The organism is Micromonospora zamorensis, from assembly GCF_900090275.1.
GTDB classification, from domain to species: Bacteria; Actinomycetota; Actinomycetes; order Mycobacteriales; family Micromonosporaceae; genus Micromonospora; species Micromonospora zamorensis.
Genome location: NZ_LT607755.1, coordinates 4,270,530 through 4,293,023 on the forward strand (window position 1 = coordinate 4,270,530; position 22,494 = coordinate 4,293,023).

The window sequence follows — 22,494 nt, forward strand, 5'->3', positions numbered from 1 at the left end:
CCGCTGCGCCGGGTAGTGCCCCGGGCGCACCGTGCGGCCCCACCGTCCTATCAGACCACGAGCATGTCGGGCGTGACGGCTGCTTCCGTATCCGGGATGCCGAGGTCCCGGGCCCGCTTGTCGGCCAGCGCCAGGAGCCGGCGGATCCGCCCGGCGATGGCGTCCTTGGTCAGCGGAGGGTCGGCCAGCGCGCCCAACTCCTCCAGCGAGGCCTGCCGGTGCTCCAGGCGCAGCCGCCCGGCGTCGGTCAGGTGGTTGGGCGCCTCGTCGGCGAGGATCTCCAACGCCCGGGTGACCCGGGCGGCGGCGGCGACCGCCGCGCGCGCCGAGCGACGCAGGTTGGCGTCGTCGAAGTTGGCCAGCCGGTTGGCGGTGGCCCGCACCTCGCGGCGCACCCGACGCTCCTCCCAGGCCAGCACGCTGGAGTGCGCGCCGATCCGGGTGAGCAGCGCGGCGATGGCGTCGCCGTCCTTGACCACCACCCGGTCCACCCCGCGTACCTCACGGTTCTTGGCGGTGATGCCGATCCGGCGGGCCGCGCCGACCAGCGCCAGCGCCGACTCCGGCCCCGGGCAGGTGATCTCCAGGGCGCTGGAGCGGCCGGGCTCGGTGAGCGAGCCATGCGCCATGAACGCGCCCCGCCAGGCGGAGACCGCACAGCAGACGTTCGCAGCCACCACGTGCGGGGGCAGCCCGCGCACCGGACGACCCCGCACGTCGAGCAGGCCGGTCTGCCGGGCGAGAGCCTCGCCGTCCTTGACCACGCGCACGATGAAGTGGCTGCCCTTGCGCAGCCCACCGGAGGCCAGCACGTGGATCTCGCTCGGGTACCCGTAGACCTCCGCGATCTCCCGGCGCAGCCGTCGGGCCACCGCCCCGGTGTCCAGTTCAGCCTCCACCACCACGCGGCCGGAGACGATGTGCAGCCCGCCGGCGAAGCGCAGCAGTGCGGCCATCTCCGCCCGCCGACAGCAGGGTTTGGGCACGTCGACCCGACTCAGCTCGTCCTTGACCGCGGCCGTCATCGCCATTGTGCGTCCCCTCACGGACCGGTTCCGGCGTGTCGCCGGAGATTACGTACGTGTCTAACGATCGGCACCCAGGACAGGCACCAGTGCGGCGCCCAGGGCAGCCGGATCATGGCGGGGAGTGCCACCGGTGACGGCGACAGGGGCGAGGACCAGGCGGGCACCCAGCGATTCTGCCGCACGTTCGACCGGTTCGGGGTCACCCACCGCCTTGGCGTCGGCGAGCACGAGATCCACCTTGAGCTCGGGCAGGTACCAGTGCAGCGCCGCGAGATGATCGGCGACGGAGAGTCCGAGAGTTTCCTTCTCGGCCGCGAGGTTCAACGTGACCAACCGCCGGGCCGAGGTGGACACGATAGCGTCGGCCAACTGCGGCACCAGCAGGTGCGGGAGAACGCTGGTGTACCAGCTGCCCGGCCCGAAGATCAACCAGTCCGCCGCCCTGATCGCCTCGATCACCTCGGCGCAGGCCGGCGGGGCGGGCGGGGTGAGGCGCAGCGACTCGACCCGCCCGGTGGTGACCGCCACCTGGTGCTGGCCGCGCACGGTGCGTACCTCGTCGGGGGCGGCCGGGTCGACACCTCGGACCTGCGCCTCGATGCCGACCGGCTGACGGGACATCGGCAGCACCCGGCCGACAGTGCCCAGCATCGCGCCGGCGTGCTCCAGCGCGGCCACCGGGTCGCCCAGCATCTCCATGAGGCCGCAGAGCACGAGGTTGCCCACCGCGTGCCCGGCCAGCCCGTCGGCGCGGATGCTCGCCCGCTCAGCGCCGGGGACGGTCGCGCCGGCGCCCTGGCTGTTTGCGCCCTGGTCGCGCGGGTCGGGGTTGCGGCGGTCGGTCGCCGCCGGGGCCAGGTCGGCTTCGCCGAGCGGGGGTACGCCGGCCGGCACGGCGGCGAAGCGGTGCTGGAACAGCCCGGCGCTGCGCCGGGTCGCCGGGTGATCCCCAGCCAGAGCCACCAGCGCCTGACGCAGATCACCCGGGGGCAGACCGCCCCGCTCGGCCCGCAACCGGCCGCTGGAACCCCCGTCGTCACCCACGGTGACCACAGCGGTGATGTCGAGGTCGAGTTCGGGGGCACAGTGACGCAGCGCGCGCAGCGAGGCGGACAGCCCGTGCCCGCCGCCGAACGCCACCACCCGCCGGGCCGTCATTCCCGCCCCAGATCACGGTGCTGGGCGTTGGCCGCCAACCCGGAGTGGCGCAACCGCCCGGCCAGCTCCTCGGCGATGGCCACGCTGCGATGCTTGCCGCCGGTACAGCCCACGGCGACCGTGAGGTAGCGCTTACCCTCCCGCTCGAAGCCGGCGGTGGTGGCGTTGACCAGGTCGGCGTACGAGGCGACGAAGGCGTCCGCACCCTCCTGACCCAGCACGTACGCGCTGACCGCCTCCTCCCGACCGGTGTGCTCGCGCAGCTCCGGCACCCAGTACGGATTGGGCAGGAAGCGGGCGTCCAGCACGAAGTCGGCGTCCGGCGGCAGACCGTACTTGAAGCCGAACGACAGCACGGTTACCCGCAGCCGGCGGGCGTCCTCGCCGCCGAACAGCTCCTCGATGCGCCGACGGAGCTGGTTGACGTTCAGGTGGCTGGTGTCGACGATCACGTCGGCCTGGTCGCGCGCCTCCTCCAGCAGACCGCGCTCCACGGCGATGCCGTCGGCCAGCCGTCCGTCGCCCTGAAGCGGATGCGACCGACGCACGCTCTCGAACCGTCGGATCAACACCTCGTCGTCGGCGTCGACGAAGACCACCCGGGGCGAGAACCCACGGTCCTTGAGCTCACGGATCGCCCCGGCCAGGTCCGTGGAGAAGGCCCGGGACCGCACGTCCAGCACCATCGCGGTGCGCCGAGCGGCCCCGCCCGCCTTGAACGCCAGCTCGGCCATGTCCAGCATCAGTGCCTGCGGCAGGTTGTCGACCACGTAGTAGCCGACGTTCTCCAACGCCCTGGCAACCGTGCTGCGGCCACCGCCGGAGAGGCCGGTGACGACCACGAGTGTGGTCTCCGACTCGGCCGCCACCTGCCCGTCAACCACCGCCGGGTCGTCGATCCGGTCACCGGTTGTGCGCGCCTCGCTCACCCGTACCCCCAAGCCGTGGCGCCGCGGCCTCCGTTGGCCGCGATTGGTCAATCAGCGACTCTATCCCGCCACCGGCGCAAGCCCACGCACCCGCCACGGGTCGTGGGGTGAACACCCTTCGCTCGGGTGCGCCGGGTCGGCGGTGTCGGGGTGGGCTCGTAGACTCCGCAGATGGCTTCCCCCACCGACCTGCGTACCGAGGACGCGCTGCCGGTGCTGCGCCGGGTGTTCGGCTACGACGCCTTCCGCGGTTTCCAGCAGGACGTGATCGACCACGTGGTCGCCGGCGGCGACGCGCTGGTGCTGATGCCCACCGGTGGTGGCAAGTCGCTGTGCTACCAGATCCCGGCCCTGGTCCGCGACGGCGTCGCGGTCGTCGTCTCCCCGCTGATCGCCCTCATGCAGGACCAGGTGGACGCCCTCACCGCCGTCGGCGTCCGCGCCGGGTTCCTCAACTCGACCCAGACCCTCGACGCCCGACGTCGGGTCGAGGCGGCCTACGTCGCCGGCGAGCTGGACCTGCTCTACCTCGCCCCGGAAGCGCTCGGCGTCCGGTCCACCCTCGCCCTGCTGGACCGGGGGCGCATCTCCCTGTTCGCGATCGACGAGGCGCACTGCGTGTCCCAGTGGGGGCACGACTTCCGCCCCGACTACCTGGCGCTGTCGATGCTGCACGAACGCTGGCCAGAGGTGCCGCGGATCGCGCTGACCGCCACCGCGACCAGCGCCACCCGCACCGAGATCGCCACCCGACTCAACCTCGACGACGCCCGGCACTTCGTGGCGAGCTTCGACCGGCCCAACATCCAGTACCGGATCGTGCCCAAACGGGAGCCGCGCAAGCAACTGCTGACGCTGCTGCGCGACGAGCACCCCGGCGACGCCGGCATCGTCTACTGCCTGTCCCGGGCCTCGGTCGACAAGACCGCCGAGTTCCTCGTCGCCAACGGGGTCGCCGCACTGCCGTACCACGCGGGTCTGGACGCGGCCACCCGCGCCGCCAACCAGCAACGCTTCCTACGGGAGGACGGTCTGGTGATGGTGGCCACGATCGCCTTCGGCATGGGCATCGACAAGCCCGACGTGCGGTTCGTCGCCCACCTCGACCTGCCCAAGTCCGTCGAGGGCTACTACCAGGAGACCGGCCGCGCCGGGCGGGACGGCCTGCCGTCCACCGCCTGGCTCGCGTACGGGCTGCAGGACGTGGTCCAGCAACGCAAGATGATCGAGACGTCCGACGGCGACCTCGCCCACCGCCGCAACCTCGCCGCGCACCTGGACGCGATGCTCGCCCTCTGCGAGACGGTGCGCTGCCGGCGGGTCCAGCTGCTCGAATACTTCGGCGAGACGTCCACGGCGGCCTGCGGCAACTGCGACACCTGCCTCACCCCACCGGAGACCTGGGACGGCACTGTCGCCGCCCAGAAGTTGCTCTCCGCGGTCTTTCGTCTCGACCGTGAGCGCAACCAGCGGTTCGGCGCGGGGCACTGCATCGACATCCTGCTCGGCAAGCAGAACGACAAGATCAGCCAGCACGGTCACGACTCGCTGACCGTCTTCGGCATCGGCTCCGAGCTGAGCGAGGCGGAGTGGCGGGGCGTCGTCCGGCAACTGCTCGCCGAAGGGCTGCTCGCCGTCGAGGGTGACTACGGCACGCTCGCGCTGACCGAGGCCAGTGCCGACGTCCTGGGTCGCCGTCGTACGGTCACGATGCGCCGCGAGCCGGAGAAGCCAGCTTCGACCCGCTCGTCGAAGCCGCGCGGCTCGGCCACCGTCGTGGCCGAGCTGACCCCGGCCGCCGCGTCGCTCTTCGAGCGGCTGCGCGGCTGGCGGGCGACCACCGCCAAAGAGCAGGGCGTTCCGGCGTACGTCATCTTCCACGACGCCACTCTTCGACAGATCGCCAGCGACGCGCCGGGCTCGCTTGCCGAGCTGTCCGGCGTCAGCGGGGTCGGCGAGAACAAGCTCGCCAAGTACGGCGAGCAGATTCTGGCCGTCCTCGCCGAGGACTGAGGACAAGACGAAAGGCCGGGCCCCGTGGTGGGGTCCGGCCCTTCGCTTCGTGTCAGTCGCGGTCAGCTGGTGGCGTAGCCGCGGGTGGCGATCCAGTCGGCGAGGTGCTCGACGGTGACCTCGTAGGAGGCGGTGTTCGGGTCGGCGGAGTCGGCGATCTTCACGATCTGGCCGTTGTCGCGGTAGCCGACGACGCTGATGTAGTGCCCGCCCTCGAAGGAGTGGATAGCACCGTCGGTGTCGGTGGTGGTGCCGGCGATGTTGGCGACCACGGCCCGGCCGTCGTCGACGGTGCGGACGATGTCGGCGCGCAGCTTGTCGGTCTGCTTATCGTCGGCCGCGGGCGTGCTGATCTCCACGGACCGGTACGCGTCGTTCTTGCCGGTCTCCTTGTTCAGCACCGGGGTGATGTCGTTGATCGAGTTGGTGCCGGCCTCGGTGGTGCCCATCTCCTTGGCCATCGCGTCGACGCTGATGTCCTTGCCCTGCACGGAAAGGGCGTTACGGGTCGCGGCGGGCCCGCAGTAGTAGAAGTTCGGCTGCGCCTCGTAGCGCACACCCAGCTGACGCTCACCCGACGGCTTGCGGTCAGACTGCGTCTGCGACGCCGGCTTCGCGTCCGCGGCGTACGCGGCGGTGATCGGTCCAACGATCGCGCCGCCGGTGAAGGCCAGGCCAGCAGCGGTCAGAGCGGTCTTACGAATCAGATCGGTACGCATGATGGCGTGCTCCTCTGCGATTGGGGGTGTCCGCACGGCACGTCACAAGGGGGAACGGCGACCGTGCGGGAAAGTCTCGGGGGGAACGCCGGCGATCCCCGGGGGACCTGCTCGGGCGTTGCGGGGGATGTAACCGGGGCGGCCCAGCGGATGTTCCCGGCCGGTGCGCCCTCGCCCCACGACCCGAAAGTCGCGGTGGCATGCCAGGTATAACGACCCCGCCCGGCCCACGATTCCGCCGCCAGGGTGGCGCCGACCACGCGACACCGACCCCCAAACCCGACACCCACCCCACGGCCGGATCCGCCGAACCGGACACCACACCCCGCAACCCCGGGCGTGGGCAATCCAAGATCCGCGCACTTTCCAGGAAAGTGCTGCCTCAGACCACGCCGAGGCAGCAAGTTCCCTGATGTTGCGCGGATCTTGACCCGGGTGGCGGGCGGCGGGCGGTTGCCCGATGTGTTTGCGCGGATCTTGATCGACCTGGCGATACCGGACACCGCACCCCCGGGGACGCCCCACGCGACGCATCACCCGAGATCGTGCTCGCTCCACGAAACAGGCCCCGTCCGGCGCCGACGAGGCCACTACGAGCGCGATCATGCGTGCCGTGCGACTGACTCCGAGGCCGCGCGGCGCGGCGTCAGGTGTTGGGGGTCGCCTCCGCGCTGTCGTCGGTCTTCGTGTCCTTGTCGAGCGCGGCCAGGATCGCCTCGGCGGTGCGTCGACCCACCCCGGGCACCTCGGTGATCTCCTCGACCGTTGCGGCAGAGAGCCGCTTGAGTGAGCCGAAGTGCCGCAACAACGCCTTGCGCCGCACCTCGCCGAGGCCGGGTACGTGGTCGAGTGCCGACTCGGTCATCCGCTTTGAGCGGCGCTGCCGGTGGAAGGTGATGGCGAACCGGTGGGCCTCGTCGCGGATGCGTTGCAGCAGGTAGAGACCCTCCGAGGTGCGCGGCAGGATGACCGGGAACTCGTCGTCGGGGAGCCAGACCTCCTCCAGCCGCTTGGCCAGGCCGCACAACGCCACGTCGTCGATGCCCAGGTCGGCAAGGGCCTGTGCGGCCGCCGCGACCTGCGGAGCACCGCCGTCGACGACCACCAGCTGCGGCGGGTACGCGAACTTCCGCGGCCGGCCGGTGGTCGGATCGATGAGCACACCGATCTGCGGCTCGGCCGCGTCTTCCGGGGTGATCGGGTCGTCGGCCGACTCGACGCCCACCTCGCCCGTCTCCGCCCGCGAGTCCAGGTAGCGGGCGAAGCGACGGCGCAGCACCTCGGACATCGCGGAGAGGTCGTCGGTGGCGCCGCGGACGATGAACCGTCGGTATTCGCTCTTGCGAGGCAACCCGTCCTCGAAGACCACCATGCTGGCCACCACGTCGGTGCCCTGAATCTGGGAGATGTCGAAGCACTCGATGCGCAACGGCGAGGTGCGCATGTCCAGTGCTTCGCTGATCTCGTCCAGTGCCTTGCCCCGGGTGGTGAGGTCACCGGATCGCTTCAGCTTGTGCCGGGCCAGCGCGTCCTTGGCGTTGCGCTCGACCGTTTCCATCAGTGAGCGCTTGTCGCCGCGCTGCGGCACCCGCAGCGACACCCGGCTGCCCCGGTGGTTGGAGAACCATTCCGCCAGCGCGTCGGCGTCCGCGGGAAGCTCGGGCACCAGCAGCTCCCGGGGCACGTCGGCCTCGCCGTGCTCGCCGCCGTACACCTGGGTGCAGAAGTGGTGCACCAGGTCGCCGGTGGTCAGGTCCTCGGTCTTCTCCACCACCCAGCCGCGCTGCCCCCGGACCCGGCCGTCGCGGACGTGGAAGACCTGCACGGCCGCCTCGAGCGGGTCGTCGGCGAACGCGACCACGTCGGCGTCGGTGCCGTCGCCCAACACCACGGTCTGCTTCTCCATGGCGCGGCGCAACGCGGCCACGTCGTCGCGCAGTTTGGCGGCCCGCTCGAACTCCAGCTGCTCGCTCGCCTCGGTCATCTCGCGCTCGATCTTGCGGACCATGGTGTCGGTGCGCCCGGCCATGAAGTCGCAGAACCCGTCCACGATCGCGCGGTGTTCGTCGGCGGAGACGGTGCCGACGCACGGCGCCGAGCATTTGCCGATGTAGCCGAGCAGGCAGGGACGACCGACCTGGCCGGCGCGTTTGAACACGCCGGCGGAGCACGTCCGGGCGGGGAACACCCGCAGCAGCAGGTCGAGGGTCTCCCGGATGGCCCAGGCGTGCGAGTACGGACCGAAGTAGCGCACCCCCTTGCGCTTGGCACCACGCATCACCTGGAGCCGTGGGTATTCCTCGTTGAGGGTCACGGCCAGATAGGGGTACGACTTGTCGTCGCGGTAGCGGACGTTGAACCGGGGATCGTACTGCTTGATCCAGGTGAACTCCTGCTGGAGCGCCTCGACCTCGGTGCCGACGGTGATCCAGTCCACCGACTCGGCGGTGGTGACCATCTGCCGCGTGCGCTCGTGCAGGTTCCAGACGTCGCCGAAGTAGGAGTTGAGCCGGCTGCGCAGGTTTCTCGCCTTGCCGACGTAGATCACCCGGCCGGTGCCGTCGCGAAAGCGGTAGACCCCCGGTAGCTCCGGGATGGTGCCGGGTGCGGGGCGGTAGGTCGAGGGGTCAGCCACGTCAGCAAGCCTAGTCCGCAGCACCGACAGCCCAACTCAAGCTCTAGATCGACTCGGCTTCAGGAAAGTCGGGGTGTCGAGGGATCGCGGACACCCCGACTTTCCGAAACGCGAGTCGATCAGGCCGGCCGGACACGCGCCTGGCCGGGGGCGGTCGCCGGCCCCCGGACGGTCAGGCGAGCGAGATCTGGTCGCCGGTGACCTTGATGTTCTTCGGCGGCAGCGGCTTGGTGGCCGGGCCGGCCTTCACCGAGCCGTCCTCGATCGAGAACTTGCTGCCGTGGCAGGTGCAGTTGATGGTGCCGCCGTCGACGTTCGTGACCGGGCAGTTCTGGTGGGTGCAGATCGGGCTGAAGCCCTTGAACTGGCCCGGGGAGGGCTGGGTGATGACCACACCGTCGGTGGCGAGGACCTTGCCGCCACCGACCGGGATGTCGGAGGTGGTGGCCAGTGACTGGGATCCCTGCCGGTCGCCGCCGCCAGCGTCACCGGTGCTGGGCACGGCGGGGCCGCCACTGGTGGGTGCGTCACTGCCGCTGCCGTTGCCGCCGTCGTCGCTGCCGCAGGCAGCCAGGACAACGGCCGCGCCGACCGCCCCGACACCGGTGAGCAGGGTACGACGTGTCTGCGTACCCGGACCGGTCAGCGCCTGATCGTCACTCATGCCTCGCCTCTCTCTAGCCCGCCGCGCCGGTCCGAAAGCCGGTCACACTTCTCCACACGGGCAACTGTGCCGGATGGTTCACCGCAGCATCTGTCCGACCCAGGAAATGGGACGGGGCGGGCTCCGGACCGGCTCGCCCGCGCCGCAATGGACGCGCACCAACCCGATCGGACCCGCCCCGCAACCGCCACACCAAACCCAGCCGGACCTGCCCTCGGAAAGTCGAGGTCAGCGGGCGCTGGCCGCCACCTTGCGGCTGGTCCGCGCCTTGGTCACACCGTTGGCCTTGGCCGCCCGCGTGGTGGCGGCGGCCGCGCCCTTGGCCTTGCCGTCGAGCTTGAGCACCTGGCGCAGGAACTCGCCGGTGTGGCTCTCGGCCACCTCGGCGACCTCCTCGGGGGTGCCGGTGGCGAGCACGGTGCCGCCCCGGTGACCGCCCTCCGGACCCATGTCGATCAGCCAGTCGGCCGTCTTGATCACGTCGAGGTTGTGCTCGATGGTGATCACCGTGTTGCCCTTGTCGACCAGACCCTCCAGCACCATCAGCAGCTTGCGGATGTCCTCGAAGTGCAGACCGGTGGTCGGCTCGTCGAGCACGTAGACCGTCCGCCCGGTGGAGCGCTTCTGCAGCTCGGACGCGAGCTTGACCCGCTGCGCCTCACCGCCGGAAAGGGTGGGCGCGGGCTGACCGAGGCGTACGTAGCCCAGGCCCACGTCGACCAGGGTCTTGAGGTGCCGGTGGATGGCCGGGATGGCGGAGAAGAACTCGGCGGCCTCCTCGATCGGCATCTCCAGCACGTCCGAGACGGTCTTGCCCTTGTAGTGCACCTCCAGGGTCTCCCGGTTGTACCGGGCGCCCTTGCAGACCTCGCAGGGGACGTACACGTCAGGCAGGAAGTTCATCTCGATCTTGATCGTGCCGTCACCGGAGCACGCCTCGCAGCGCCCACCCTTAACGTTGAAGGAGAACCGACCCGGGCCGTACCCGCGAACCTTCGCCTCGGTGGTCTCGGCGAAGAGCTTGCGGACGTGGTCCCAGACCCCGGTGTAGGTGGCCGGGTTGGAGCGCGGCGTACGGCCGATCGGCGACTGGTCCACGCCGACGACCTTGTCCACGTGCTCCAGACCGGAGACCCGGGTGTGCCGGCCGGGCACCAGTCGGGCGCCGTTGATCTGGTTGGCCAGCACGGCGTACAGGATGTCGTTGACCAGCGTCGACTTGCCCGAGCCACTGACCCCGGTGACCGCGATGAGCTGGCCCAGCGGGAACGAGACGGTCAGGTTGCGCAGGTTGTGCTCGCGCGCGCCGTGCACCACCAGCTCCCGTGCCGCATCCTGCGGGCGGCGCGTCGACGGCGTCGGGATGGAGCGACGCCCGGACAGGTATGCCCCGGTGATCGACTCCTTGTTCTTCAGCAGTGCCGGCACCGAGCCGCTGTGCACGATCTTGCCGCCGTGCTCACCGGCGCCGGGCCCGATGTCGACGATCCAGTCGGCGGTGCGGATGGTGTCCTCGTCGTGCTCCACCACGATCAGCGTGTTGCCCAGCCCGCGCAGCCGGATCAGGGTCTCGATCAGGCGGTGGTTGTCACGCTGGTGCAGCCCGATCGACGGCTCATCGAGCACGTAGAGCACGCCCACCAGGCCGGAGCCGATCTGGGTGGCCAGTCGGATGCGCTGTGCCTCGCCGCCGGACAGCGTGCCGGCCGGCCGGTCCAGGGAGAGGTAGTCCAGACCGACGTCGAGCAGGAACCGCAGCCGGGCGTTGATCTCCTTGAGGACCCGCTCGGCGATCATCTTCTGCCGGTCGGTCAACTCGATGCCGGCGAGCAGGTCGGCGCACTCCCCCACGGACAGGTTGCAGACCTCGGCGATGCTCTTGCCGGCCAGGGTGACCGCGAGCACCTCGGGCTTGAGCCGGGCGCCGCCGCACGCCGCGCAGGGCACGTCGCGCATGTAGCCCTCGTACTTGTCGCGGGACCACTCGGACTCCGTGTCGGAGTGCCGGCGCTCGATCCACTGCACCACGCCCTCGAAGCCGGTGTAGTAGGAGCGCTCGCGGCCGTACTTGTTGCGGTAGCGCACGTGCACCTGGTCGTCGGAGCCGTGCAGGATCGTCTTCTGCGCCCGCGCCGGCAACGCCCGCCACGGGGTGTCGACGTCGAAGTGCTGGGCCTCGCCGAGAGCCTCCAGCAGGCGCAGGAAGTATTCCAGGTTGTGCCCGGTGGACCAGGGCTGGATGGCGCCCTCGCGCAGGCTGCGCTCCGGGTCGGGGACCAGCAGCTCCGGGTCGACCTCCTTCTTGGTGCCCAGGCCGGTGCACTCCGGGCAGGCGCCGTACGGGGCGTTGAAGGAGAAGACCCGGGGCTCGAGATCCTCGATGGCCAGCGGGTGGTCGTTGGGGCAGGCCAGGTGCTCGGAGTAGCGGCGCTCCCGGTCCGGGTCGTCCTCGGGGAGGTCGACGAAGTCGAGCAGCACCAGGCCACTGGACAGGCCCAGGGCGGCCTCGACCGAGTCGGTCAGCCGCTGCTTGGCGCTGGGCTTGACGGTGAGCCGGTCGATCACCACCTCGATGGTGTGCTTCTCCTGCTTCTTGAGCTTCGGCGGCTCGGTCAGCGGATGCACCACGCCGTCGACGCGGGCCCGGGCGTAGCCCTTGGCCTGCAGCTCGGCGAAGAGGTCGACGTACTCGCCCTTGCGGCCGCGGATGACCGGCGCGAGCACCATGAACTTGGTGCCCTCGGCCATCGCGAGGACCCGGTCGACGATCTGCTGAGGGCTCTGCCGGGAGATCCGCTCACCGCAGACCGGGCAGTGCGGCTCACCGATGCGGGCGTAGAGCAGCCGCAGGTAGTCGTAGACCTCGGTGATGGTGCCGACGGTCGAGCGCGGGTTGCGCGAGGTCGACTTCTGGTCGATCGAGACGGCGGGGCTCAGACCCTCGATGAAGTCGACGTCTGGCTTGTCCATCTGGCCGAGGAACTGCCGGGCGTACGACGAGAGCGACTCGACGTAGCGGCGCTGCCCCTCGGCGAAGATCGTGTCGAAGGCCAGGCTCGACTTGCCCGACCCGGACAGCCCGGTGAACACGATGAGTGCGTCCCGGGGCAGGTCGAGACTGACGTCACGCAGGTTGTGCTCGCGCGCGCCACGGATAATCAGTCGGTCGGCCACAGTGCGTGTACTCCCGGGAGAAGACGAAGCGAAGGATCTGTCCCGCTCTGGGTGATTGTGAGCGGTCGTGCGGGCGCGGAAAACACGCCTCGGCAACTCTAGCCCCGAGGTATGACACTTTCCCCCGCCCGCACATTCCCCCAGCTCAGCCCGGTCGGCCGCACCGCGTCAAGCCCACGACGGCGCCCGACGGAAGGCCCGCCAGCGCAGAGCCACAAGCCTCGACCGCCCGGAGCCACAAGCCTCGACCGCGCAGAACGCCGGCCGCTGGTCAGTAGCCCCCGGGCGACGGCGGCCGGGCCGTCCGTCGTCGAGCCGACCGCCATCCGCCGCGCCGCTCCGCCGCCACCCGCGCCTCCCGCCGTCGGCTCTCGTGGGCAACCTCGCCCTGGAGCCGCCGCCAGCTCTCCCACCGACGGGTGGAGAGCTCCCCGGTGTGCAGCGCGTCGCGGACCGCGCAGGCGGGCTCGCCGTCGTGCCCGCAGTCGGCGTACCGGCAGCCCTCGGCCAACCCGGCGATGTCGGCGAACGCCCGGTCGAGCCCGGCCGCGCCGTCCAGCAGGCCGACCGCCCGCACACCGGGGGTGTCGATCACCGCGCCCCCGCCGGGGATCGGTACGAGGGCCCGCCAGGTAGTGGTGTGCCGACCCTTGCCGTCGACGCGGCGGATCGCCTGTGTCGGCATCACCACGGTGCCGGCGAGGGCGTTGACCAGGCTGGACTTGCCGGCACCGGAGGGCCCGAGCAGGCCGAGCGTGCGGCCGGGCGTCACCTCGGCGCGCAGCGGGTCCAGCCCGATGCCATGCTCGGCGCTGACCGGCAGCACCGGCACCCCGGGCGCGATCGCGGCGAGTTGGCGGGCCAGCGCGGCCGGGTCGGCCGCGAGGTCGGCCTTCGTCAGCACCACCAGCGGTCGGGCGCCGGACTCGTGGGCCAGGGCGAGCAACCGTTCGATCCGTCCCACGTCCGGCTCGGGGTGCACGGGTTCCACCACGGCGGCCGCGTCGAGGTTGGCGGCCAGCACCTGGCCGCTGGCGTCCTTGCCGGCGGTACGCCGGATCAGCGCGCCCCGGCGGGGCAGCACGGCCTCCACTGTGACGCGGCGGTCCGGCCAGTGGTTGAGCAGGACCCAGTCCCCGGCGCAGGGCAGCGCGGACGGGTCCCGGGCGGCGGCGGCGAGCACCGCCCCGCCCAGGCTGGCCCGGAGCGGGCCGGTCGCGGTGAGCACCGTGCAGACGCCCCGGTCCACCCGGGCCACCCGACCCGGGTGGTGCTCGCCGCGTCGTTCGGCGTACGCCGCCCGCTCGGCGTCCCAGCCGAGGGCGGTCAGATCGATCGTCATGGCATCCTCATCGGTGTCGAAGCTGGTGATGGCGGAACACGCGTGCCACGTCCGGCATGATCAACCACCTCCGTCCGATGTCCCGGTGCCGCGTCTGCCGCTGACGGTAGGTCGCGCGCCGACGCGCCGAAAGCGATTTCCCCGGCGACGTCTTGACGGCGGACCGCTAGGGTCGACGGGTGACCACGGACCCGCTGCTGCTGATGGGCGAGGTGGACGCGGCCACCAGCCGACTTCTGCGTACCGCCGCTTCTTTCGACGCCGCGGACCTGGCGGCCCCGTCGCTGCTCCCGGGCTGGACGCGCGGCCATGTGCTGGCGCACGTGGCCCGCAACGCCGATGGTTTCGTCAACCTGCTCACCGCGGCCCGCACCGGGCAGGCGCTGCCGATGTACTCGTCGTTGGCGGCCCGCACCGCGGACATCGACGCCGGCTCGGGCCGCCCGCCCGACGAGCACCTGGACGACCTTCGCCGCACCGCCGACCTGTTCGCCGAGGCGGTCGAGGCGATGCCCGCCGAGGCGTGGGCGGCGACGGTGCAGGCGCGTAAGGGCCCGTGGCCGGCCGCGCTGCTCGTCTGGGGCCGCCTGCGGGAGATCGAGGTGCACCACCTCGACCTGGCCGCCGACTACCGACCCGCCGACTGGTCGGAGACGTTCGCACACCGACTGCTGCGCGAGGCTGCCAGCCATCACGCCACCGGGCCGACACCGCCGTCGATGGTGCTCCGCCTGGACGGGAGCGAGCACGACGTGGTGCTCGGCGACCGGGACGGCGCCCCGATCGTCACCGGTCCTGTTTTCGACCTCGCCGCCTGGCTGATCGGCCGCGCCGACGGCGAACCGCTCTCCGTCACGCCCGACGGTCCCCTGCCTACTCCACCGGAATGGATCTAGAAACGTCATGACATACAGCGGAGACGTCACGCACGGCGGAGCGCCGGCGGTACGGGAGCTGGACGGGCTCACCATCAGCAAGTTGTCGGTGGGCCCGATGGACAACAACGCCTACCTGCTGCGCTGCACGGGCACCGGTGACCAGGTGCTGATCGACGCCGCCAACGAGGCGCCCCGACTGCTGGAGCTGATCGGCGACGGTGGCCTCACCGCCGTGGTGACGACCCACCAGCACATGGATCACTGGGTGGCGCTGGAGGAGGTGGTCGCCAAGACCGGCGCCCGGGCGCTGGTGCACGCCGACGACGCCGCCGGGCTGCCGATCGAGGCGGAGCGTCTGGCCGAGGGCGACACCGTGTCGGTGGGTGACTGCGCGCTGGAGGTCATCCATATCAAGGGGCACACCCCGGGGTCGATCGCGCTGCTCTACCGCGATCCGGCCGGCACCCCGCACCTCTTCACCGGGGACAGCCTTTTCCCAGGTGGCGTGGGCAACACCGACAAGGACCCGGAGCGCTTCGCCGCGCTGATCGACGACGTCGAGCACAAGCTGTTCGACCAACTGCCGGACGACACGTGGTTCTACCCCGGCCACGGCAGCGACAGCACCCTGGGAGCCGAACGCCCAGCCCTCCCCCAGTGGAAAGCAAGAGGCTGGTAACAGCCAAACAGAAGACCCAACGTCGACCAGGAACCACCAAGATCATTCAACCCCCGGCGGGCAAGGCACGAACGCACGAGCCGAAGCCGCAACGGGGGCGGGGCCTGCCGTGCCCCCACACCGCAACCAAGAAAAGCTCAACCAGTCACAGCGAACAACCGCCGCCGAGCCCCCAGCAGCACGACGGAAGCCAACACCACCCCGACCCCCATGGTGACCAGCAGCGGGCTGGGATCCCCGGGGAGCAGCCCGGCCAGCGACCGCGACGCGGTGCCCAGCGCGAGGTAGAGACCGGCCCAGGCGGTCGCGCCGATCGCGGCGCAACCGAGGAATCGACCGTACGACATGCGCAGCCCACCGGCGGCCAGCGGAAGCAGCGCGTTGAACACGGGCAGGAACGGCGCGACGACCATCATCCGACCGCCACCGCGACGCAGGATGCCCTCCGCCGCCGTCCAGCGCGTCTCGCCGATCCAGCCGCCGATCCGGCTGTGCCGCAGTTGCTCGGCGTAGCGGCGGCCGACGAGGAAGCTCAGCGACCAGCCGGCCAGGCAGCCGACCAGGACCGCGGCGAACGTGGCCAGCCCGGTGGTCGGGCGTCCCACCCCGACGGCGGCCAGGATCGCCACGTCGCCGGGGATCAGGACACCCAGCAGGGGTACGGCGTCGAAGAGCATGACGAGCCCGAGCGCACCCATCAGCAGCAGAACGGGCAGTTCACCGATCTGTGCCAGCCATTGCGTCATGCCTCGTACGCTATGGCCGCGGCACCACTTCGGACATCCGGTTACAGCCCCCAGGCACCCCTGGTATCGGTCTCGGGGTCGCCCCTGAGCCGGCGTCCGCACTCAGGCGGGTCGCAGCACCTGCACCCGGCGTAGCGACGAGTCGACCGAGGGTTCGGTGGTGGGCACCGGATAGTCGGCCAGCACGGTCAGGCGGTCCGTCGGCAGGTGACCCCGACCCGGGTCTCCGACCAGCACGTCGGCACCCGCGGCGGCGGCTCGCTGGAGGAACGGCAGCATCCGGTCGGCCATCTCGCGGTCGTAGAAGACGTCGCCGGCGACCACCAGGTCGGCTTCCGGGTCGGCGCTGTCGAGCAGGTCGTCCCCGACGGCGTCGACGGCGACCCGGTTGACGCGCGCATTGAGCGTGACGGCGGCGACGGCGTACGGGTCGATGTCGTTGGCGGTCACCTGCGTGGCGCCGGCCAGCGCGGCGGCGATGGCGACCAGTCCCGACCCGGCGGCGAGATCGAGCACCCGCCGCCCGGCGGCCAGCTCAGGGTGGTCCAGGAGGTGCCGGGCCAGTGCCTGGCCACCAGCCCAGGCGGACGCCCAGTACGGTGCGGGCAGGGCGTGGCCCGCGGCGGCTTCCATTCGGGCCCACCAGACGATCGCGTCCTCGGCCAGGTGCAACCGCACCTCGGGCACGAACGGGGTGGGGACCAACCGGAGCCGGTCCAGGCCGGCGCCGGGCGCGTCGATTTCGCGTTCCAGCTCGGTCAGCGCGTCGGCTGCAGCACCTGTCATCGGCGCAAGCATGCCCCAGCGGCGGGTGTTCGGGGCGGGTTTCACATGCCGCCGCGCAGAGTTCACCCGACTTCACACAAAGACCTACGGCACTTCGGCCAGCGGATCGGGGTTTTGCCCGTTACTGTCGAACAGGTACGGGCGATCATCGGCCAGAGGCCGAGGGTCAGCCGCTTTGAACAGGGAGAGATGCATGGCAACCGGCACGGTTAAGTGGTTCAACTCGGAAAAGGGCTTTGGCTTCATCGAGCAGGATGGCGGAGGGCCGGACGTGTTCGTCCACTACTCCGCGATCGCTTCGAGCGGCTACCGGGAGCTCAACGAGGGCCAGAAGGTCGAGTTCGAGGTGACCCAGGGGCAGAAGGGTCCGCAGGCGGACAACGTCCGCCCGATGTAGCTCCGTGCCGGTGACGGCGGCCGGTCTCCGGCCGCCGTCGCAGCGCACTCAAGACGCCGCCGGGGCGGCGGGCAGGTCCCGCCGCCTCCGGATTGGCCCGATCAACAGAATCAACGGGGTGAGCGCCAACCAGGCGGTCATCACGAATATTGCTGTCGCGACGCCGTAGCGCGCGCCGATCGCACCGGCCAGCAGGGCCGCCAGCGGGATCGTTCCGTAGTTGAGCAGATGCATGCTCACCGTCACCCTGCCCAGCAGGTGGTGCGGCGTGTAGGTCTGCCGGAAGGCGCCCTTGACGACGTTGCCGATGGCCACGCCGAGGCCGATCAGCAGACCTCCGAGGGCTGGCCAGGCCAGCCCGATGCCGGGTGCGCCGAGCGGGATGAGCAGAGCCGGCGGGCCGGTGAACGCCGCCCCGATCAGCAGCGCCCGCGCGGTGCCGCAGCGCCGGCCCAGCGTGGTGGCGAGCAACGCCCCGATTATCCCTCCGGCGCTCATCACGGCGATCAGGACGCCCACCAGGCCCGGTTCGAGACGCAACTCACGGACCAGGAAGACCACCAGGACGGCCTGGTAGCCGGTCAGCCCGATGTTGCTGGCCGCGCCGAAGACCGTCAGCACCCGCAGGTACGGGTCTCGAGCGACGAAGCGCAGCCCCTCGGCGATGTCGCGGCGCAGTGACCGGGACTGGTCCACTCGGCGAACGCGCGGTTCGACGGTGCGGATCCGCAGCAGGCACACCGCGGAGACCAGGAAGCTGATCGCGTCCAGCAGCAGAGCGGTGACCGCACCGATGAGCTGGGCGATCAGACCTGCGACGCCGGGGCCGACGACATAGCTCGCGGTCTGGGCGGCGTGCAGCTTCGCGTTGCCCTCCGGCAGTTGCTCGGGTCGCAGCAGCACCGGCAGGTACACCTGGTCGGCTGTTTCGAAGAAGACTCGGGCGACGCCGGCGCTGAGCGCCACCAGGAGCAGGTGCCAGACGGTGAGCCGGTCGAGTGCGGCGGCGAGCGGCACGCTGAGGAAGAGCAGCGCGCGGAACAGGTCGCACGCCACCATCACGGGTCGGCGGGGCAGCCGGTCCACCCACGCGCCGGCCGGCAGGCCGATCAGCAGCCAGGGCAGCCAGGCCGCGGCGGTGAGCACCGCCACCTGGAAGGTGCCGGCGTCCAGGACGGCGACCGCGACCAGCGGAAGCGCGACAGTGGTGACGTTGCTGCCGATGCTGCTGACCGTCTGACCGGTCCAGAGCAGCCGGAAGTCGCGGTGCCGCAGCAATCCGCCGGCCTGGCGGACGGGGGTCGGGTCGCTGCGGGTGGCGGCGGTCACGGTCGCGCCGGCACGCCGTGGACGAACACGAAGACCGGTCGGCGCTCGGCCTCGTCGTCGGGCAGGTCCCGGTTGGCCCAGCGCGAGAGGATGCCGATCATCTCGCGGCTCAGCTCGGCCAGTTCCTCGGGTGTGAGGCGCAGCCAGTGGTCCGTGGAGAACGCGGCGTCGTGCCAGGATGCCTGCTCGGCCTCGTCGGCGGCGTGCCATGCGCGGGCCAGTGCGACGTGCCGGTCGAGGTTGAGCGAGGTGGCGGCGTCGGCGACCGCCCGGGCGGCCGGGTCGGCGTCGAAGTCGGTGTTGGACCAGCGCAGCCCGCGGGTGACCAGCCGCCACCACCGTTCGCGCCGGTCGCGGGCCAGCTCGGGGGCCTCGGTGACCAGGTCCGCGGCGGCGAGGACCTTGAGGTGGTGGCTGACGTTCGCCGGCGCCTGGTCGGTGCGTTCGGCGAGCAGTCCGACGGTCGAGGGCCCGTGCACCTTCAGCACGTCCATCAGGCGGCGACGCAGCGGGTGGGCCATGGCGGCCAGCACCCGCGAGTCGGTGATCTGGCGTACGGCGGGGGTCTCCATACCGCCACCATGCCATCCGCAACAGCTGTTGCGCAATGGTTATTGCCCAACAGCTCTTGCGGACTGGAACTGCGAAGAGGGGCGGCCCGGTGGGGGCGGGCCGCCCCTCGCTCAGGCGACGAGCCGGCGGGCCAACTCGTCGGCGACCTGCTTGGCCATGGCGGGCGGGATCGCGGCGGCGATCTTCTCCGGCGTCAGCCCGGCCAGCACGCCGGCGATGATTGCCTGCTCGTCCCGATCCCCGGCCGGCCGGTCAGCCGCCGCGGCGATGACCGCGATGGGCGAGCCTGGCGCCGGGGCACCGACCACACCGGGCGAGCCGGGCGCCGACACGAGCCAGTTCCGCAGGTTCGACAGGTCGGCCAGAACGTCGTCGACGGTGCGCTGCGGGCGGCCGGTGTCGCGCTGGATCTTGTCGGTGAGTTCCATCTCAGTCTCCTCCGTCAACGGTGGTGTGGCGATTAGGCCGATGGTGGTGAGGTAGCGGCGAAACAATGGCCGCTGGTCGCGGCCCGCCTTGATGGCGTCACGAAAGAAGCTGAAGTGGGTGTGCCAGCGGTGCGAGCTGTCGCCGCTGCTGCGCTTGCCGAGGCGGTCCCACCGCTTCACCGTGCTGCCGTCGAGGCTGTAGATGATCTCGCGGATGTCCCGGGTGTCGGCGGCGTTCGCGGCGCACTGGGCCACGCACCAGGCCGAGAAGCTGGCCAGGGTGTGCGTACGGCCACCGGAGCGGACCTGGAACTGGCCGACGTCCAGCGCCGCCGCGTCGAGGGTCAGTCCGGCCCGGTCCCGGGATGACTCGACCACCGAGTAGTCGTTCTTGACCACCCGGTCGGATCCACAGTGGTAGCCGCCCCGGTGGGACGGGTCGCCAACGATGCCGACCTCCGCCGGATCCAGGTCGTCCGGGCCGGGGGCGTTGTCGAGGTGAGTGAGGAGCAGGCTTCGAAGGGCCAACAGATTAGCCGGGGCCCGGGTCATGGGGTCCCCCTCTCAAATGGGGCGGGGACCGGGCACGACGTCACACCGCGTACGCGGTGCTGGGCTTTGGACGAGCCCGGTCTGCTGATGCACGGCGCCGGGCGTTGACACAACCATAGCCCGTGTTTCCGGTAAATGCCCAGCTCAGAGGGGCTCTGTTCAGATTGGAGGTTGCACCGGGGCAGAGTGGACGATCGGCAACAGCACCGCTGAGGGGTGAGTCGGGTCATGCAGAACCTGCCGCCAGCCGGCACGCAGCGTAACCGCCGTGCCGAGGGATTCCCCGGTGCCGGGGTTGCGCGCCCAGCGCGGATGGGCTCCACCGCTGACCTGCACCCGCAGCCGGTGCCCGGCGGCGAACCGGTAGGCGGTCGGCCAGAGCGGTACCGGGACTCGCAGCGCCCCGCAGGGGTCGGCCGGGAAGCGGTCGGGCGTCACCCGCACCAGACCGTCGCACACGTTCCACGAGCGGCCCCGGCGGTCCACGTCGCACAGTCGCACGAAGACGTCCAGGTAGGGCAGTTCACTGCGGACGTGGATCTCGGCGCGTACCGGGCCGATCACCTCGACCGGCCCGGTCAGCGGGGCACTGGTGTAGGTCAGCACGTCGGGGCGGGCCTCGACGGGCCGGTTGTCCACCGGGCCGGCCCGCTGGGCGACGAGCAGTGGCCCGCCCAGCGACGGGGTGGGGTCGGCCGGGTCGTAGCGGAACTCGTCGGGCGGCGAGGTCACCGGCGGGCGCACCGCCAGCTCACCATCCGGATGCAGGTGCCAGGGGGTCTCGACCGCCGGTGGTGGCCAGGCCGGCAGGTCCCGCCAGCCGCCGCCGGGACCGCTCACGTGCAGCCGTACCGGGGGTTTCCGGAGCGGGTGTTCGTCCGCCGGTGGCGTGGCCGTGAGGTGCTCGTCGAGCCAGGCCAGCCCCTCGCTCAGAGCGGCCACGAACAGGCCGGGGCTGCCGTGCGTCCAGGGGCCGATCACCAGTCGCGGCTGGGCGCCGGCGGCGCGCAGGGTGGCGTGGTCGTCGAGCTGGGCGGGCAGGAAGATATCGTGCCAACCGGTGACCATGACCACCGGCGCCCGCACCCGGGCCACCCGGTCGGCGAAGACCCGGGTCCGCCAGTAGACGGCGTCCGGGCTGTGGTGACGCAGCCACTCCTGGAAGAAGGGGATGGTCACGCCGGTGGCGACCCGGTCGGCGTCCACGAGCGGCAGGTGCCGCAGCGCGGCAGCCAGCCGGGGCTGCCCGCGCTTGAGCTCCCACTGCCGGGCCAGCCACGGCACGGTCTGCGCGTGCAGCAGCTCCGCCCAGGTCAGCACGGTGTCCAGGGCGAAGGACTCCCCCGCGTACGTCGAGTCGCGGGTGGCCGAGGCGGTCACCACCGCGACCATCGCGCGCAGCTCCTCGCCGGCGTCGGCGGCCAGCGCCCACTGCGCGAAGCCCTGGTAGCTGACCCCGAACATGCCGAGCCGGCCGGCCCACCAGGGCTGGCGGCGCAGCCAGTCCAGGGTGTCCAACCCGTCGTCGCGCTCGTGCACGAGCGGGGCGAAGGTCCCGCCGGAGCCGTCGGTGCCCCGGCAGGACTGGATCACCGCGTGCCGGCCCCGCGCGGCGAGCAGCCGGCCGAGCAGCCGCAGTGGGCCGCCCCGCCCGTACGGGGTGCGGATCAGCACGGTCGGCGCGTCCCGGACTGCCGGGGCGTAGTGATCGGTGCGCAGCACCACGCCGTCGCGGGCCCGGACCGGGATGTCGCGGGTGACCCGCACCGAACCGGGCCGGATCGGTGGCAGCCGCAGCGCTGCGGCGGCGAGGCGGGCGGCGAGCCGGTCCGGCACCGGTCAGCCCGTCGGGCGGCGGGGCGACTCGGGACGGGCGACGCGGACCGAGTCGCGGTGGCCCCGCAGAGACTCGCTCATCTCCGCCATGAACCGCTGCACGATCTCCAGCTCGTCCTCACCGAAGCGGGCCATCACCTCGTCGGTACGGGCGCCCAGCGGCCGGAAGAACTGCATGGCCAGGGCGGCGCCCTGGTCGGCGTAGTGCAGCAGCACCTTGCGCCGGTCGACGGTGTCGCGGTCGCGGCGGATGTGGCCGGCCCGCTCAAGTCGGTCGATCAGGGCGGTGACCGAGCCGGAGGAGAGGTTGAGGTGCTCACCGAGACGGCCGGGCGTGATCGGATCACCGAGCCGCTCGGCGTCCATCACGGCGATCAAGGCCTGCAGGTCGGTCGGGTTGAGGCCGTGCAGGTTGGCGAAGGCGTGGCCGACCTGCTGGGCGTCGGCCGTATACCGCCGGAGGCTGTCGGTGATCTCCGCGGCCAGCTGCTCGCGGCGCGTGTCGCGCCGTCGGTACATGCCGTGAGTCGCCACCTCGCGCCGCTTCTTCCGTCGTCGGTCTCTCGGGTTGCAGCATAGAACAACCGTCGATAATCTCGATAGACAAGATACTCGTCTTTCGAAGGAC

The 22,494-nt window shown here is 71.3% G+C and carries 19 protein-coding genes; 4 read left to right on the top strand and 15 right to left on the bottom strand.

Annotation, left to right across the window (positions count from 1 at the left end):
* Positions 1-50: 50 nt before the first annotated feature.
* From whiA to rapZ, 3 genes are read right to left on the bottom strand one after another with little or no spacing between them, the layout of a single operon-like run.
* The gene (gene whiA / locus GA0070619_RS18700) at positions 51-1,031 is read right to left on the bottom strand and encodes a DNA-binding protein WhiA (protein WP_030337350.1); all 981 of its coding nucleotides are present in this window, start codon (positions 1,029-1,031) and stop codon (positions 51-53) included.
* Positions 1,032-1,085: 54 nt separating this feature from the next.
* Positions 1,086-2,186, bottom strand: a complete 1,101-nt coding sequence (locus GA0070619_RS18705; protein WP_088949254.1) for a gluconeogenesis factor YvcK family protein — start codon at positions 2,184-2,186, stop codon at positions 1,086-1,088.
* Positions 2,183-3,070, bottom strand: coding sequence for an RNase adapter RapZ (gene rapZ, locus GA0070619_RS18710; protein ID WP_088951899.1), 888 nt, complete (start codon positions 3,068-3,070; stop codon positions 2,183-2,185). Before rapZ ends, GA0070619_RS18705 begins: the two co-directional genes overlap by 4 nt.
* A 216-nt stretch (positions 3,071-3,286) precedes the next feature.
* Here rapZ and recQ point away from each other — a divergent pair, with 216 nt between their 5' ends.
* Positions 3,287-5,128 carry a DNA helicase RecQ gene (gene recQ, locus GA0070619_RS18715; RefSeq protein ID WP_088949255.1) on the top strand — a complete coding sequence of 614 codons (1,842 nt, stop codon included), beginning with the start codon at positions 3,287-3,289 and terminating at the stop codon, positions 5,126-5,128.
* Between the two features lie 62 nt (positions 5,129-5,190).
* Here recQ and GA0070619_RS18720 read toward each other — a convergent pair whose 3' ends face one another.
* The 5 genes from GA0070619_RS18720 to rsgA form a co-directional block, all read right to left on the bottom strand.
* A complete protein-coding gene (locus tag GA0070619_RS18720) occupies positions 5,191-5,847 on the bottom strand; it encodes a C39 family peptidase (RefSeq protein ID WP_088949256.1) in 657 nt (218 codons plus the stop codon).
* A gap of 646 nt (positions 5,848-6,493) precedes the next feature.
* Positions 6,494-8,482 (bottom strand): excinuclease ABC subunit UvrC, encoded by a 1,989-nt coding sequence (uvrC, locus tag GA0070619_RS18725; RefSeq protein WP_088949257.1) that lies wholly within the window; start codon positions 8,480-8,482, stop codon positions 6,494-6,496.
* A gap of 172 nt (positions 8,483-8,654) precedes the next feature.
* A complete protein-coding gene (locus GA0070619_RS18730) occupies positions 8,655-9,146 on the bottom strand; it encodes a Rieske (2Fe-2S) protein (protein WP_088949258.1) in 492 nt (163 codons plus the stop codon).
* Between the two features lie 228 nt (positions 9,147-9,374).
* The gene (gene uvrA, locus GA0070619_RS18735) at positions 9,375-12,320 is read right to left on the bottom strand and encodes an excinuclease ABC subunit UvrA (RefSeq protein WP_088949259.1); all 2,946 of its coding nucleotides are present in this window, start codon (positions 12,318-12,320) and stop codon (positions 9,375-9,377) included.
* 271 nt (positions 12,321-12,591) lie between these two features.
* Entirely contained in the window at positions 12,592-13,662 is a 1,071-nt protein-coding gene (gene rsgA / locus GA0070619_RS18740) for a ribosome small subunit-dependent GTPase A (protein WP_088949260.1), read from the bottom strand.
* 179 nt (positions 13,663-13,841) lie between these two features.
* Here rsgA and GA0070619_RS18745 point away from each other — a divergent pair, with 179 nt between their 5' ends.
* Entirely contained in the window at positions 13,842-14,558 is a 717-nt protein-coding gene (locus GA0070619_RS18745; RefSeq protein ID WP_088949261.1) for a maleylpyruvate isomerase family mycothiol-dependent enzyme, read from the top strand.
* A 7-nt stretch (positions 14,559-14,565) separates the two neighbouring features.
* Positions 14,566-15,219 carry an MBL fold metallo-hydrolase gene (locus GA0070619_RS18750; RefSeq protein WP_088949262.1) on the top strand — a complete coding sequence of 218 codons (654 nt, stop codon included), beginning with the start codon at positions 14,566-14,568 and terminating at the stop codon, positions 15,217-15,219.
* Positions 15,220-15,356: 137 nt separating this feature from the next.
* On the opposite strand, the gene GA0070619_RS18755 is transcribed toward GA0070619_RS18750, so the two are convergent.
* Positions 15,357-15,965, bottom strand: a complete 609-nt coding sequence (locus tag GA0070619_RS18755) for a DedA family protein (RefSeq protein WP_088949263.1) — start codon at positions 15,963-15,965, stop codon at positions 15,357-15,359.
* Between the two features lie 102 nt (positions 15,966-16,067).
* Positions 16,068-16,751 carry a class I SAM-dependent methyltransferase gene (locus GA0070619_RS18760; RefSeq protein WP_406083423.1) on the bottom strand — a complete coding sequence of 228 codons (684 nt, stop codon included), beginning with the start codon at positions 16,749-16,751 and terminating at the stop codon, positions 16,068-16,070.
* Positions 16,752-16,944: 193 nt separating this feature from the next.
* Here GA0070619_RS18760 and GA0070619_RS18765 point away from each other — a divergent pair, with 193 nt between their 5' ends.
* A complete protein-coding gene (locus GA0070619_RS18765; protein ID WP_007462771.1) occupies positions 16,945-17,148 on the top strand; it encodes a cold-shock protein in 204 nt (67 codons plus the stop codon).
* Between the two features lie 48 nt (positions 17,149-17,196).
* Here the strand turns inward: GA0070619_RS18765 and GA0070619_RS18770 are convergent, their stop codons facing one another.
* From GA0070619_RS18770 to GA0070619_RS18790, 5 genes are all read right to left on the bottom strand, one after another.
* Positions 17,197-18,477: an MFS transporter gene (locus GA0070619_RS18770; protein ID WP_088949265.1), complete on the bottom strand. Its 1,281-nt coding sequence runs from the start codon at positions 18,475-18,477 to the stop codon at positions 17,197-17,199.
* The gene (locus GA0070619_RS18775) at positions 18,474-19,049 is read right to left on the bottom strand and encodes an ArsR/SmtB family transcription factor (protein ID WP_088949266.1); all 576 of its coding nucleotides are present in this window, start codon (positions 19,047-19,049) and stop codon (positions 18,474-18,476) included. The genes GA0070619_RS18770 and GA0070619_RS18775 overlap by 4 nt, the downstream gene beginning before the upstream one ends.
* 111 nt (positions 19,050-19,160) lie before the next feature.
* Positions 19,161-20,030 (bottom strand): hypothetical protein, encoded by an 870-nt coding sequence (locus tag GA0070619_RS18780; protein WP_088949267.1) that lies wholly within the window; start codon positions 20,028-20,030, stop codon positions 19,161-19,163.
* A 159-nt stretch (positions 20,031-20,189) separates the two neighbouring features.
* Positions 20,190-21,866 (bottom strand): CocE/NonD family hydrolase, encoded by a 1,677-nt coding sequence (locus tag GA0070619_RS18785; RefSeq protein ID WP_088949268.1) that lies wholly within the window; start codon positions 21,864-21,866, stop codon positions 20,190-20,192.
* Between the two features lie 3 nt (positions 21,867-21,869).
* Entirely contained in the window at positions 21,870-22,385 is a 516-nt protein-coding gene (locus GA0070619_RS18790; protein ID WP_088949269.1) for a MarR family winged helix-turn-helix transcriptional regulator, read from the bottom strand.
* Positions 22,386-22,494 lie beyond the last annotated feature (109 nt).

Coding starts and splice junctions, on each gene's coding strand:
- GA0070619_RS18755 (WP_088949263.1), bottom strand. CDS start 15,965: ATGACGCAATGGCTGGCACAGATCGGTGAACTGCCCGTTCTGCTGCTG.
- whiA (WP_030337350.1), bottom strand. CDS start 1,031: ATGGCGATGACGGCCGCGGTCAAGGACGAGCTGAGTCGGGTCGACGTG.
- GA0070619_RS18705 (WP_088949254.1), bottom strand. CDS start 2,186: ATGACGGCCCGGCGGGTGGTGGCGTTCGGCGGCGGGCACGGGCTGTCC.
- GA0070619_RS18765 (WP_007462771.1), top strand. CDS start 16,945: ATGGCAACCGGCACGGTTAAGTGGTTCAACTCGGAAAAGGGCTTTGGC.
- GA0070619_RS18775 (WP_088949266.1), bottom strand. CDS start 19,049: ATGGAGACCCCCGCCGTACGCCAGATCACCGACTCGCGGGTGCTGGCC.
- GA0070619_RS18760 (WP_406083423.1), bottom strand. CDS start 16,751: ATGACAGGTGCTGCAGCCGACGCGCTGACCGAGCTGGAACGCGAAATC.
- rsgA (WP_088949260.1), bottom strand. CDS start 13,662: ATGACGATCGATCTGACCGCCCTCGGCTGGGACGCCGAGCGGGCGGCG.
- GA0070619_RS18730 (WP_088949258.1), bottom strand. CDS start 9,146: ATGAGTGACGATCAGGCGCTGACCGGTCCGGGTACGCAGACACGTCGT.
- GA0070619_RS18780 (WP_088949267.1), bottom strand. CDS start 20,030: ATGACCCGGGCCCCGGCTAATCTGTTGGCCCTTCGAAGCCTGCTCCTC.
- recQ (WP_088949255.1), top strand. CDS start 3,287: ATGGCTTCCCCCACCGACCTGCGTACCGAGGACGCGCTGCCGGTGCTG.
- GA0070619_RS18750 (WP_088949262.1), top strand. CDS start 14,566: ATGACATACAGCGGAGACGTCACGCACGGCGGAGCGCCGGCGGTACGG.
- GA0070619_RS18720 (WP_088949256.1), bottom strand. CDS start 5,847: ATGCGTACCGATCTGATTCGTAAGACCGCTCTGACCGCTGCTGGCCTG.
- GA0070619_RS18790 (WP_088949269.1), bottom strand. CDS start 22,385: ATGTACCGACGGCGCGACACGCGCCGCGAGCAGCTGGCCGCGGAGATC.